Genomic DNA, 12,188 nt, shown 5'->3' with positions numbered 1-12,188 from the left:
CAACCCGATCAGACGCCATTCCAGCATCGGAATGCTCTCACCGGTCGACTTCGAAGCCCGCCACACCGACCCCGACCAAGATCACTGACCCCACACCCCAGGTGTCCGGTCTACGGGGTCAAGCTCAACCACGGCATCACCGACACCCGCGGCGAACCCCGACCCCAGCGACCGTGGCGACCCCGCACGAACAAGCACGGCCACACCACCGACGCCCAAAGACAGACCCTGCACGAGATCGACCGGCGCCGACGCGAAAGGCAGAAACAGCCTCGCAATCCCTTCGACGACGACCCGCCGTTCTAGTCGAGGCGCGGCCCGACCTCCTCCGTCAGCAGCGAGTACATGAACATGTCCCGCCGCTCGTCGCCGACGACCTCCCAGCGTCGCATCAGGCCCTCGTACACGAACCCGACCCGCTCAGCGGCCCGCCACGAACCCTCGTTCCAGGGCTCCACGTACAGCTCCAGGCGGGCCAGCCCGGGCAGGGTGACGGCCCAGCGGGTGAGGACGTCGAGAGCGGCGGTGATCACCCCGGCGCCACGGTACGGCCGGCCGACCCAGTACCCGATCGCGGCCCGGCCAGGGTCCGGCTGACGGGGCCAGAGCCCGATCTGGCCGAGGGCCTCGTCGTCCACGGCACGCGCGATACAGAAGGAGAACCCGGCACCGTCGCGGTAGCGCCGATGTTGCCGCTCGATCCACTCGGCGGCCTCGGGGAGTCCGGCAGCCGGCGGCACCGTCGTGATGAGCGGGATCAACGGGTCCCGACCGGCCTCCACCACGAGGGGCATGTCGCGCTCGGCGAACGCGCGAAGCCGGATGCCCCGCCCCGCGAGCGCCGGCCACTCCGCGAGTTCCACCCGCCGATCGTCCGCCGCGCCGAGCGCCTCGTGCTACCACTTCCCGCGATGCGCACCCGGGTCTGGCTGGTCGTCCTCCTGCTCGTGGCCGCCTGCTCGGGACCGACGGGCTCCGACCCGGCGCGGGACCCACAGCGCCCGTCGGGAACGCCCCTCGGCACCGGCACCGCTGCCGTCCCCCGCCTCGACTGGCGTCCGTGCGGCACCTTCCAGTGCGCGACCCTCACCGTGCCCGTCGACTACCGGAGGCCCACGGGCCCGACCCTCGCCCTCGACGTCACGCGCCTGCCCGCGCTCGACCCGGCGACGCGCATCGGCACGGTCGCCGTGAACTACGGCGGGCCCGGCACGCCCGGACCGTCGAGCCTGCGCCGGCTGGCCGGTCGCTTCGACGGGGTACGCGCCCGCCTGGACGTGCTCGCCCTCCAGCCCCGCGGGATCGACCAGGTGCGGTGCGGGCCTGACGACGGCACCCCCGCCCGGCCCGTCGGCTCACCCCTCGCCGACCCCGCCGCCTTCTGGACCTCCGCCCGCGCCGTCGGACAGGCCTGCCTGGCCGGGACCGGCGAGGTCCTGCGCCACCTGTCGACGGCCAACGCCGCCCGCGACCTCGACCTCCTCCGCCAGGCTCTCGGCGAGCCCTCCCTCAGCCTGTACGGCTACTCCTACGGGACCTACCTCGGCGCGACGTACGCGAACCTGTTCCCCGGGCGGCTCCGGGCGCTCGTCGTCGACGGGGCCCTCGACCTCGTCGCGAACGCCGGCACGGACGACCCGACCAGGCCCGTCGACGTCCGCGCCCGCGTCGCCGCGGCCCGCGAGGAGGCCCTCGACGCCTTCGTCGCGGCCTGTGCCGCCGCCGGTCCGCGGTGTGCCGCGAACCCCGATCCCGCCGGCCGCGCGGCCGCCGCGATCGGCACCGCCACCCGCACCGGGACGTCCGCGCAGCTCGCGGAGCGGGTGACGACGGCGCTGGAGTCGGGTGGGCGCCTCACCGCCCTGGCCCGGTCCTTCCCGACGACCGCCCCGGTCCCGCCGGTCCCCGACCCGGCGGCCGGTGCCCCGCCGCACTCGCCGGCCTTCCTCGCCGTGCAGTGCACCGACGTCCGCACCCCGACCGCCGAGCAGATGACGGCCCTCCTGCCCGGCGAGCAGGCCGCGCACCCGCTGTTCGGGGTACCGGTCGCGCTCAGCACGGCGGCCTGCGTCGACTGGCCGGCGATCGACCCCGACCGCTACCTCGGGCCCTGGAACGCGCCGCTGCCGGCTCCGGCGCTCGTCGTCAACGCGCGGTACGACCCCGAGACCCCGCTCTCCGACGCCCGCGCCACCGCCGCCAAGCTCGCGCGGGCGCGGCTGCTCGTCGTCGACGGCTTCGGCCACACGACCCTCGACCTGCCCAGCCGCTGCGCCACCGACGTGGCCGCGGCGTACCTCCTCGACCCCGCGCGCCTGCCGGCCGAGGGCACGGTCTGCCCGCCCGATCCCGGCGGCGTCCCGTTCCCGTGATGGGGTGACCCGGTGCTCGTCACCACCACCTACCTCGAGCAGACCGCCCCCGACCAGCTCCGACCCGCCGTCGAACCGGCGGAGCCGCTGCAGGTCGTGCGCGCCGAGGTCCCGTCGCCGGAGTTCAGCCGGTTCCTCTACACGGCGGTCGGCGGCCCGTGGTCGTGGACCGACAAGCTCGGCTTCACGTGGAACGACTGGCTCATCCACATCACCCAGGAGGGCCGCGAGACGTGGGTGGCCCACCACCGCGGCACCCCGGCCGGGTACGCCGAGCTCCAGGCCTGCCCGTCCGACGGCGGCACCGAGGTCGAGATCGAGTCCTTCGGGCTCCTCCCGCACGCGATCGGCCGGGGCTTCGGCGGCCACCTGCTGACCCGCGCACTCACCGAGGCGTGGCGGCTCCACGAGCGCTGGCCGACCCTCCCGCCGGTGACCCGCGTCTGGCTGCACACCTGCACGCTCGACGGTCCGCACGCCCGCCGGAACTACGAGCGCCGCGGCCTCGTCGCCTACGACACCCGCACCCACGAGCAGGTCGACGCCGCCCCGCCCGGGCCGTGGCCGGGGGCTCAGGCGGACACGGCGGCGCTGCGCGACCAGAGGTAGCCGTCGGGGCGGATGACCACCACCGTGCCGTCGACCGCCCCGTAGGCCTCGCGCAGCGTCCCGTCGGCCGCCAGCGCGTCGGCGTCGAGCACCTGCACCGTCCCGCCCGGCAGGTCGGCGGGACCCGCGACCGCTCCCCCGAACGCCAGCACCGTCCAGTCCGCGTCCCGGCGCCGCCGGAAGAGCGTCGACCCGTCCCGCAACGGCGCGTCCGGGGCGCGGTCGCCCGCCACGGGCTCGTTCCCGACGGCGGGTGTGGTCCGGTAGGTGGTCGCGAGGCCCCGGGTGTCGTGGACCTGTTCGTCGGTCCGCGACCAGAACTGCGATCCGAGCAGGTCGTTCGACAGTCCCAGGACGTGCGCGGCGACGGGGAGCCGCTCGGCGGTGTAGGTGTCGAGCAGCGCGGGGTCGGCCCCGTGCACCACGGCGGCGAGCTTCCAGCCCAGGTTCACCGCGTCCGCGATCCCGGTGTTCATCCCCATCCCGCCCGCCGGGGAGTGCACGTGGGCCGCGTCGCCGGCCAGGAGGACGCGGCCGACCCGGTAGTCGTCGACCATCCGGACGTTCAGCCGCCAGTCCGACGTGACGTCGACCCGACGGACGTGGATCCGCGGTCCCAGCCCCTCGATGATCTCCGTGAGCAGGGCGGGCGTGGCGTGCCGCGACGGGTCGGTGCTGCCGATCTGGACCTGCCACAGCGGGGTCGCGGGGAGCGGGCAGAGCGCCACCATCCGGGCGCCCGCGCCGACGAGGGGCCGGTCGGCGGCCCACATGTGCCAGTGGTCGCGGTCCAGCCCGTCGATCTCCGCGTCGCCGAGGAGCAGTCGGATCTCGTCGTCGGTCTCGCCGAGGAAGCCCACGCCGAGCTCGCGGCGCACCGTGCTCGACCCGCCGTCGGCGCCGATCAGCCACGCCGACCGCAGCCGGCGCCCGTCGTCGAGAACGACCTCGACCCCGCCGTCGTCCTGCCCGAGCGACGCGACCCGCGCCCCGTAGGAGACCTCGACGCCCTCCTCGGCCAGCCGCTCGCGCAGCACCTGCTCGGTGCGCCACTGCGGGACGATCAGCGACGTCCGCCACGGGGTGGTCGGGTCGTCGGGGGTCCCGACGAGGTCGGGCGAGCGGTCGACGTCCCGCGTGGTCCCGTCCGCCGCGTGCTGACGGAACGGCAGCCCGAAGCTGCCGAGCGAGACCAGTCGGTCGGTGACGCCGAGCTGGTCGAGCAGCTCGAGCGTGCGCGGCTGCATGCCCTTGCCCCGCGACCCGCGGTGCGGGCCGTCGAGTCCGTCGAGCACCCGGACCGCGACGCCCCGCCGCGCCAGCTCGATCGCCGCCGTCAGTCCGGTCGGCCCGGCTCCCACCACGATCACGTCGTCCATGGGCGTGACACTACGCCTCAACTGAGACTGAGTTTCAAAAGGTTTCTCGTGCCACAATCGGCGCCATGGGCCTGCGGGAGCGGAAGAAGGAGCGGACGCGCGCGGAGCTGCAGCGGCACGCGCTGCGCCTGTTCCGCGACCAGGGGTGGGCCGCCACCACGGTCGACGACATCGCCGCCGCGGCCGAGGTCAGCCGCAGCACGTTCTTCCGCTACTTCCCGACGAAGGAGGACGTCGTCCTGTTCGACGACGTCGACCCCGTCATGGAGCGGGTGGCGGCCGAGCTGCCCGCGGGCACGCCGCTGCTCGAGGCCGTCCGGCTCATCCTGCGGGACGCGTTCGCCTCGCTCGACGACGAGGCCCGCGCGCTGGAGGAGGTGCGCATGGAGCTCGCGCGCTCCGTGCCCGAGATCGCCGCGATCCTGCGCGAGCGGAACTCCTTCGGCGTCGAGCAGGTCGCCGGCATGGTGGCCCGGGGCGTCGGGCGCCGGGCCGACGACCCGGACGTCGTGCTGTTCGCGGGCGTGGTCTGCGGGGCCCGCCTCGCCGCCGTCGCCCGGGTGCACGCCGACGGCACGCGCACCTACGTCGAGGAGCTCGACGGGATGCTCGCGCGGCTCGCCGACGGCATCCCGCTGGCCGACGCGCCGATCACTCGTCCTGGCGCCCCAGCACGATCTCCGGCATGAACCCGTGCTGGTAGAGCCGCTTCTCGCGGATCAGCGGCGAGAAGATCGCGGCCATGAACATCGCCGAGAACCAGACGAAGCAGGGGAGCGCCACCCGGAGCCAGCCCGGCCCGGGCAGCAGGGCGAGCAGCGCCACCGGCACGCACTGCACCGTCGTCCGGAGCAGCTGACGCAGGAACCAGGTGCGCACCGTGAGGTCGTGCAGCACCCAGTCCCCGTACGCCACCGGCAGCCGGGCCCCGAACGCGTAGCCCAGCCACCGCAGGACCCCGGGTCTACGCACGCAGCCCCAGCGCGCGGGCGGCGAGCCGTGCGAGGTGGGTCGGCTCGTGGCCGGCGTTGTCCAGCTGGCGGATCTGCGTCCGGCACGAGTAGCCGTCGGCGAGCACGGTCGTCCCCGCGTCGGCGTCCCGGACCTTCGGCATGAGGCCGCGCTCCGCGCACGCCGTCGACACCTCGTAGTGCCCGTCCTCGAAGCCGAAGTTGCCCGCCAGGCCGCAGCAGCCCTCGTCGAGCACGTCGGCCTCGATCCCCAGCGCCCCCATGACGGCGCGGTCGGCGTCGGTGCCGAGCTCGGCGTACTGGTGGCAGTGGATCTGGACGAGGGCCTTGCGCGGGGCCTGGTCGGACAGCTCGGCCAGCTGCTCCGTGTGCTCCGCGAGCACCTCGGCGAACGTCCGGATCGACCGCGACGCCACCTGGCCCAGGTCGTGCTCCCGGCCCAGCACCTTGAGCGAGTCGCTGCGCAGCGCCGCGGTGCACGAAGGCTCCAGGCCCACGATCGGCACCCCGTCCTCGAGCCACGGGCGGATCCGCTCCAGCGACCGCTCGATGACCTTCCGCGCGACCGACACCTGACCCGTGGTCACCCAGGTCAGCCCGCAGCACACGGTCTTCTGCGGCAGCTCCACGCGGTACCCGAGCGCCTCCAGCACCCGGATCGCGTCGAGCGCGAGCTCCGGGTCGAAGGCGGGGGTGAAGGAGTCGGTCCACAGGAGGATGCGCTTCCCGGTGGCGTCCCAGTCGGGTCGGGCCGCGCGCTGCTTGACGTCGAGCAGCCGGCGGAGCGGCTTCGGCGCGAACGGCGGGATCGAGCGCTGCGGGGCGATACCCCCGGCCTTCTTGGCGAGGTTCGCCAGGGCCGGTCGCCTCGCCAGGGCGTTCGCCAGCCGCGGCGCGCCCGGGACCTTCGAGGTGATCGCGAGCCACGCGGGCAGCCAGCCCATCGACCAGTGCGACCGCGGCCGGTCCTTCGCGCGCCCCGCGTAGTGCTGGGCGAGGAACTCGGTCTTGTAGGTGGCCATGTCGACGCCCACGGGGCAGTCGCGCGAGCAGCCCTTGCAGCTCAGGCACAGGTCGAGGGCGTCCTCGACCTCCTGCGACTGCCACCCGTCGGGCACGGTCTGCCCCGACGCCATCTCGAAGAGCAGCCGCGCGCGACCACGGGTCGAGTGCTTCTCCTCGCCGGTGACCCGGTAGCTCGGGCACATCACGCCGCCGCTCGCGGTGATGCACTTCGCGACGCCGATGCAGCGCCGGGTGGCCGAGGCGAAGCCGGTCTCCGGGTCGCCGTCGTGGATGAAGTCGAGCTGCGTGCGGGTCGGGATCGTGGGCTGCCCGATGAAGACGCGGATGTCCTCGTCGATCTTCGGCGGGTCGACCACGCGGTGCGGGTTCATCCGCCCGTCCGGGTCCCAGGCCGCCTTGAAGTCGGAGAACGCCTCGATCATCTTCGGCGAGTACATCCGGGAGAGGAGCTCCGCGCGGGCCTGCCCGTCGCCGTGCTCGCCGGAGAGCGACCCGCCGTGCGCGACGGCGAGGTCCGCCGCGTCCTCGAGGAACGCGCGGAAGTTCTTCAGACCCGCCGTCGTGAGCAGCTGGAAGTCGATCCGGACGTGCACGCAGCCGTCGCCGAAGTGGCCGTAGTAGGCCCCGGTCCGGCCGTGCTTCGTCAGCAGGGCGTCGAACTCGCGCAGGTAGGAGCCGAACTTCGCCGGCTGGACCGCGGCGTCCTCCCAGCCCGGCCACGCCTCGACGCCGCCCGGGCCGCGGGTGACGATGCCCGACCCGTCCTCGCGGATCTTCCACAGCGCCCGCATGGCCTTCGGCTCGCTGACGACCTTCGAGTCGACCGTCGCCCAGGACATCTCCTTCGCGATGGCCTCGGCCTTCTCGTGCGCCTCGCTGCGGGTCTCGCCACCGGTCTCGACGTAGAGCCAGCCCTTGCCGCGCGGGAGCGCCTCGTGGGTGCGGTCGTCGGGGCGGGCGGCGCGCAGGGCGCCGATGACGCCGACGTCCATGCCCTCGATCGTCAGCGGGGCGTGGTCGCGGATCGGCACGACGTGGTCGGCCGCGGCGTACGCGTCCTCGAAGCCGAGCACGGCCAGGGCCCGCACGGGCGGCGACGCGACCATGTCGACGGTCGCCTCGAGGATCGTCACGCAGGTGCCCTCGGTGCCGACCAGCGCCTTCGCGAGGTCGAAGCCGTGCTCGGGCAGCAGCTGGTCGACGTTGTAGCCGCTCACCCGACGGGTCAGGTCGGGGGTGTCGGCGCGCACGAGGTCGGCCGTCCGGTCCCGGAGCGCCTTGAGGTCGCGGTAGACGCGGCCCTCGCTGCCCGGCCGGCGCGCGGCGGCGTCGATCGCGGCGTCGTCCATCGGGCCGCCGACGTGCATCCGCGTGCCGTCGGCGAGCAGGACGTCCAGCTCGCGGACGTTGTCGACGGTCTTGCCCCAGGCCACCGAGTGCGACCCGCACGCGTTGTTGCCGATCATCCCGCCGAGCGTGCAGCGGTTGTGGGTCGACGGGTCCGGGCCGAACGTCAGGCCGTGCGGGCGCCCGGCGTCGCGGAGGTCGTCGAGCACGGTGCCGGGCTGCACCCGGGCCGTTCCCGACGACGGGTCGATCTCCAGCACCCGGCGCATGTGCCGGGAGAAGTCGACGACGACCGCCTCGTTGACCGACTGCCCGCAGATGCTCGTGCGCGCCCCGAGCGGGAGCAGCGGCACGCCGTGGCGGCGGCTCACCTCGACCGCCCGCTCGACGTCGTCGCCGTCGACGGGCTGCACCACGCCGAGCGGGACGTGCCGGTAGTTCGAGGAGTCGGCCGACCACATCGCGCGCGTCGCGGTGTCGAAGCGGACCGATCCGCGGACGGCTCCGGCGAGCTCCTGGGCGAGCAGGGAGTGCTCCGCGTCTGCTCCCGGACGGATCGGTGCGGTGGTCATGGCTCCATCATCGGGGTCGGTCAGAACCCGTGCAGGGTCGCCGTCGTCACGGTCTCGGCGACGAGGCGCCCGCCGCTGATCACGAGGCGCCGGGGGACCCGGTCGAGGAGCGCGGTGTGGTGGTCGGCACCCGGGGCGTCGAGCACGACGAGGTCCGCGCGGCTCCCCGGGGCGAGGTCGTGGCCGCCGACACCGAGCATGGCGGCCGCCCCCGCCGTGACCCGGTCGAGCAGCCGGTCGAGGCCCTCCGCCGTGCCGAACGGCTGGGTGTGCGCGGCGAGGAGGGTCACGTCGAGCATGTCGGCGGTGCCGAACGGCGTGAACGCGTTGCGGATGTTGTTGCTCGACAGCGCGGTGGCCACCCCGGCGTCGAGCAGTTCGGCCACCGGCGCCGCCCGGCCCTGCAGGAAGAGGTCGGTCGGCGGCAGCACGACCAGCCCGACCCCGGCCTCCGCGAGCCGCTCCGTGATCCGGCGGCGGGTGTCGGCGGTGAGGCCGGCCATCGTCGTGACGTGCCCGAGCGTCGTCCGGCCGCCCCAGCCGCGCTCCGCGGTGACGTCGGCGACGAAGGTGGCCAGGGCGTGGCGCGGGTCGTCCGGGCCGGCCGCGAAGTCGGCGTGGACGTCCACGTCGACGTCGAAGCGCTCCGCGAGGTCGAACACCTGGCGCACGTGCTCGTGGCAGCTCTCGACGTCGTCCTCGGCGTAGCTGCACCCGCCGATCACGTCGGCGCCGCGCCGCAGGGCCTCGACCAGCAGCTCGTGGGTGCCGGGACGGGCCGCGATCCCCTCCTGCGGGAACGCCACGACCTGCAGCTCCACGACGCCGGCCCACCGTTGCCGGAGCTCGAGCAGGGCGTCGAGGCTCGTCAGGCCGACGGTGGGGTCGACGTCGACCGGGGTGCGGACCAGCGTCGTGCCGTGCCGGACCGCCCGGCGCAGGACGTCCTCGGCGCGCGCGACGACGTCGTCGTGGGTGAACTGCTCCTTCATCGCGGCCGTGGCACGCACCGCCCCCGGCAGCGTGCCGTCGCCCCCGCCGAGCATCGCCTTGTCCAGGTGCAGGTGCGGCTCGACGAGCCCGGGCAGGACGGGACGGCCCCCGCCGTCGATCGTCGTGGTGCCCCCGGGCGCGGTGAGACCGGGTCCGACCTCCGCGATCCGACCGGCCTCGACGCGGACGTCCACGGGGGTGTCGTGTCCGCGGGGGAGGACGTCCGTCAGGAGGAGGTCGTGGGAGCCAGCAGCCATGAGACGTCGGTACCCGGTGCGAGCTCGGTCGGCTCCTCGCCGCGGCGGAAGAGTCGCGCCGTGGTCCCGCCCAGGGTGAGCGTGGCGCCGGTGCGGTGCAGCCAGGCGCCCTCGCGGAGCCCGACGACCGGCACCGCGTTGAGCTCGTGGAACTCCCGGATCCGCTCCTCGCGGGTCTCGCCCTGGTGCGTGCTCGCGGGGTCCGGGTCGAGGTAGTGCGGGTTGACCTGGAACGGGACGCGGCCGAGGGCGTCGAGGCCGCCGGGGTCCACGATCGGCATGTCGTTCGTGGTCATGATCGTCGGCTGGGCGAGGTTGGTGCCGGCCGAGCTGCCGGTGTAGCGGCAGGCGTCGTTCCCCCGCAGGGCCGCCAGGATCCCGAGCCGGCGCACGTCGTGGAGCAGCCGGAACGTGTTGCCGCCGCCCACGAACACGGCGTCCGCGGCGGCCGCCGTCGCGGCGGGGTCGGGCTCGCGGTGCAGGGGGCGGACGTCCAGCGGCGCGAGGGCCTCCCGCACCCACGCGTGGTACGCGTCGTGGTCGGCCTGCGCGTAGGGCACGAACCACACCGTCCGGCCGCCGAGGTGCTCGGCCAGCACCGCGCGGGCGTGTGCGAACGGCTCCGCGCCGCCGGGCGGGCGGGAGTTGGACAGCAGCAGGACGTCGCCGGGCACCGCCCGACGCTACCCACGATCTCGTCCCGCGGAGCGAGGTGATCGCTCAGCGATCACATCGCTCCGCCCGATCGGATCTTGGTCGGTGGGTGCCGGTCACCCCGGGTCCACGACCTCGCTCCGCAGGACAGGACCGTGCCGTTCCGGACGGCGGGTGTGGCCGCCCGGCTCGTCGCGAGTGGCGCCGCCGCCCGCCCGAGCCGACCCGACCCGCCGTCAGGAACCCGCGACCGGCGTCCGCGGCGGCACCGGGGGCACGGGCAGCGTGACCGTCCGCAGCGCGCCCGGGGCGTCCGCGGGGACGACGGGGTGCCGCGGCGCGACCGGCGTGAGCCGCTCGTAGTCGGCGCCCAGCGGCGGGCGCGGGTCGGCCTCGCCCTTGTTCGGCCAGAACGCCATGGCGCGCTCGGCCTGGGCGGTGATCGTCAGGGAGGGGTTCACGCCGAGGTTGGCCGAGAGCGCCGACCCGTCCACCACGTGCAGCCCCTCGTAGCCGTAGAGCCGCTGGTAGGCGTCGATCACGCCCGACGCCGGCGACGACCCGATCGCGCAGCCGCCGATGAAGTGCGCGGTCATCGGCATGTTGACGGCCTCGCCCCAGGTCCCGCCCGGGTCGCCGTCGATGATCTCGGCCATCCGGCGGGTCGTCGCGTTCGCGGCCGGGATCCACGTGGGGTTCGGCGTGCCGTGGCCCTGCCGGGACACGAGGCGACCGAAGCGGCGCTGCACCGTGATCGAGTTGTCCAGCGACTGCATCACCAGCGCGATGACCGTGCGCTCCGACCAGCGGCGCTTGTCGAACGACCGCAGCAGCGTCCGCGGGTGCCGCACACCCTGGCCGAGCATCTTGACCAGGCGCGGGACCCGGCCGCCGCCATCGGTCATGAGCGTCGTGAGCAGGCCCATCGCGTTCGAGCCGTAGCCGTAGCGGCAGGGCTCGATGTGGGTGTCGGCGTCCGGGTGCCACGACGAGGTGATCGCGACGCCCTGCGTGAAGTCGCGCGGCCCGCCCCGCTGCGGCGCCCGCCGGGACATCGCCCCGACGAGGGCCTCGGAGTTGGTGCGCGTCAGGTGCCCGAGGCGGGCGGAGACGCTCGGCAGGACGCCGGTGTCGCGCAGGCGGTGCAGCAGCGACTGCGTGCCCCAGGTGCCGGCCGAGAGGATCACCTGGTCCGCCGTGTACACGGTGCGGCGGCGGCGCCCGCGGCGCGTCGGGCGGGTCACGACCTCCCAGCCGGAGGCGAGCGGACGCACCGAGAGCACCGTCGTCTCCGGGTACACGAGCGCCCCGGCCCGCTCGGCGAGGCCCAGGTAGTTCTGGTCCAGGGTGTTCTTCGCGCCGTGCCGGCAGCCGGTCATGCACTCGCCGCACTCGAGGCAGCCGGTGCGGTCGGGGCCCGCGCCGCCGAAGAACGGGTCGGGCACGGTGACGCCGGGTCCCTCGCCGAAGTACACGCCGACCTGCGTCGGGGTGACGGTGTCCTCGCGGCCCCACTCGCGCGCGACCTGCCGCATCACCTCGTCCGACGGGGTCACCGTGGGCTGCGTGACGACGCCCAGCATCCGGCGGGCCTGCTCGTAGAACGGGTCGAGCTCGTCGCGCCAGTCGGTGATCGCGGCCCACTGCGGGTCGCGGTAGAACGCCTCGGACGACGGCTGGTAGAGCGTGTTCGCGTAGTTCAGCGACCCGCCGCCGACCCCGGCGCCGGCCAGGACCACGACGTCGCGCAGGACGTGGATCCGCTGGATGCCGTAGCAGCCGAGCGCGGGCGCCCACAGGAAGTTGCGGACGTCCCAGGAGGTGGAGGGCAGCGTCTCCGGGCTGAAACGCCGTCCCGCCTCGAGCACCCCGACGCGGTAGCCCTTCTCGGTCAGGCGCAGCGCCGAGACGCTGCCGCCGAAGCCGGAGCCGATGACCAGGACGTCGTGGTGGTGGTCGCGCACCAGCGCACGTTAACCCGCCGGTAGCTGTGACGGAAGGTCACACG

General features: G+C 74.5%; 10 protein-coding genes. 3 read left to right on the top strand and 7 right to left on the bottom strand.

Annotated elements, in window-relative coordinates; all coding sequences use genetic code 11:
* Positions 1-302 precede the first annotated feature (302 nt).
* The gene (locus LN037_RS15785; RefSeq protein ID WP_230754227.1) at positions 303-863 is read right to left on the bottom strand and encodes a GNAT family N-acetyltransferase; all 561 of its coding nucleotides are present in this window, start codon (positions 861-863) and stop codon (positions 303-305) included.
* A gap of 48 nt (positions 864-911) precedes the next feature.
* Between LN037_RS15785 and LN037_RS15780 the strand changes: the two genes are divergently transcribed.
* Positions 912-2,372 (top strand): alpha/beta hydrolase, encoded by a 1,461-nt coding sequence (locus tag LN037_RS15780; RefSeq protein WP_230754225.1) that lies wholly within the window; start codon positions 912-914, stop codon positions 2,370-2,372.
* A gap of 12 nt (positions 2,373-2,384) precedes the next feature.
* A complete protein-coding gene (locus tag LN037_RS15775; RefSeq protein WP_230754223.1) occupies positions 2,385-2,981 on the top strand; it encodes a GNAT family N-acetyltransferase in 597 nt (198 codons plus the stop codon).
* Here LN037_RS15775 and LN037_RS15770 read toward each other — a convergent pair.
* On the bottom strand, positions 2,945-4,360 hold the full coding sequence (locus tag LN037_RS15770) for an FAD-dependent oxidoreductase (protein WP_230754221.1): 1,416 nt from the start codon (positions 4,358-4,360) through the stop codon (positions 2,945-2,947). The two genes, LN037_RS15775 and LN037_RS15770, sit on opposite strands and share 37 nt — an antisense overlap.
* A 65-nt stretch (positions 4,361-4,425) precedes the next feature.
* Between LN037_RS15770 and LN037_RS15765 the strand changes: the two genes are divergently transcribed.
* Positions 4,426-5,049: a TetR family transcriptional regulator gene (locus LN037_RS15765; RefSeq protein WP_230754219.1), complete on the top strand. Its 624-nt coding sequence runs from the start codon at positions 4,426-4,428 to the stop codon at positions 5,047-5,049.
* Here the strand turns inward: LN037_RS15765 and LN037_RS15760 are convergent.
* The 5 genes from LN037_RS15760 to LN037_RS15740 form a co-directional block, all read right to left on the bottom strand.
* Positions 5,012-5,332 carry a DUF5313 family protein gene (locus tag LN037_RS15760; RefSeq protein ID WP_230754217.1) on the bottom strand — a complete coding sequence of 107 codons (321 nt, stop codon included), beginning with the start codon at positions 5,330-5,332 and terminating at the stop codon, positions 5,012-5,014. The genes LN037_RS15765 and LN037_RS15760 overlap by 38 nt on opposite strands.
* Entirely contained in the window at positions 5,325-8,276 is a 2,952-nt protein-coding gene (locus LN037_RS15755) for an FAD-binding and (Fe-S)-binding domain-containing protein (protein ID WP_230754215.1), read from the bottom strand. The genes LN037_RS15760 and LN037_RS15755 overlap by 8 nt, the downstream gene beginning before the upstream one ends.
* 20 nt (positions 8,277-8,296) lie before the next feature.
* A complete protein-coding gene (locus tag LN037_RS15750; RefSeq protein WP_230754213.1) occupies positions 8,297-9,526 on the bottom strand; it encodes an amidohydrolase family protein in 1,230 nt (409 codons plus the stop codon).
* Positions 9,496-10,200: a dipeptidase PepE gene (gene pepE / locus LN037_RS15745; protein ID WP_230754211.1), complete on the bottom strand. Its 705-nt coding sequence runs from the start codon at positions 10,198-10,200 to the stop codon at positions 9,496-9,498. The genes LN037_RS15750 and pepE overlap by 31 nt, the downstream gene beginning before the upstream one ends.
* A gap of 216 nt (positions 10,201-10,416) precedes the next feature.
* A complete protein-coding gene (locus LN037_RS15740; RefSeq protein WP_230754248.1) occupies positions 10,417-12,147 on the bottom strand; it encodes a GMC oxidoreductase in 1,731 nt (576 codons plus the stop codon).
* Between the last annotated feature and the right edge of the window lie 41 nt (positions 12,148-12,188).

Origin of the sequence: Actinomycetospora soli (assembly GCF_021026295.1) — a bacterium.
In the GTDB taxonomy this organism is placed as follows: Bacteria; Actinomycetota; Actinomycetes; order Mycobacteriales; family Pseudonocardiaceae; genus Actinomycetospora; species Actinomycetospora soli.
This window is presented reverse-complemented; position numbering and strand designations above follow the sequence as displayed.

Bases quoted from the DNA above. Each gene is read 5' to 3' on its own strand.
- LN037_RS15780 (WP_230754225.1), top strand. From the start codon at position 912: ATGCGCACCCGGGTCTGGCTGGTCGTCCTCCTGCTCGTGGCCGCCTGC.
- LN037_RS15770 (WP_230754221.1), bottom strand. From the start codon at position 4,360: ATGGACGACGTGATCGTGGTGGGAGCCGGGCCGACCGGACTGACGGCG.
- LN037_RS15765 (WP_230754219.1), top strand. From the start codon at position 4,426: ATGGGCCTGCGGGAGCGGAAGAAGGAGCGGACGCGCGCGGAGCTGCAG.
- LN037_RS15755 (WP_230754215.1), bottom strand. From the start codon at position 8,276: ATGACCACCGCACCGATCCGTCCGGGAGCAGACGCGGAGCACTCCCTG.
- LN037_RS15750 (WP_230754213.1), bottom strand. From the start codon at position 9,526: ATGGCTGCTGGCTCCCACGACCTCCTCCTGACGGACGTCCTCCCCCGC.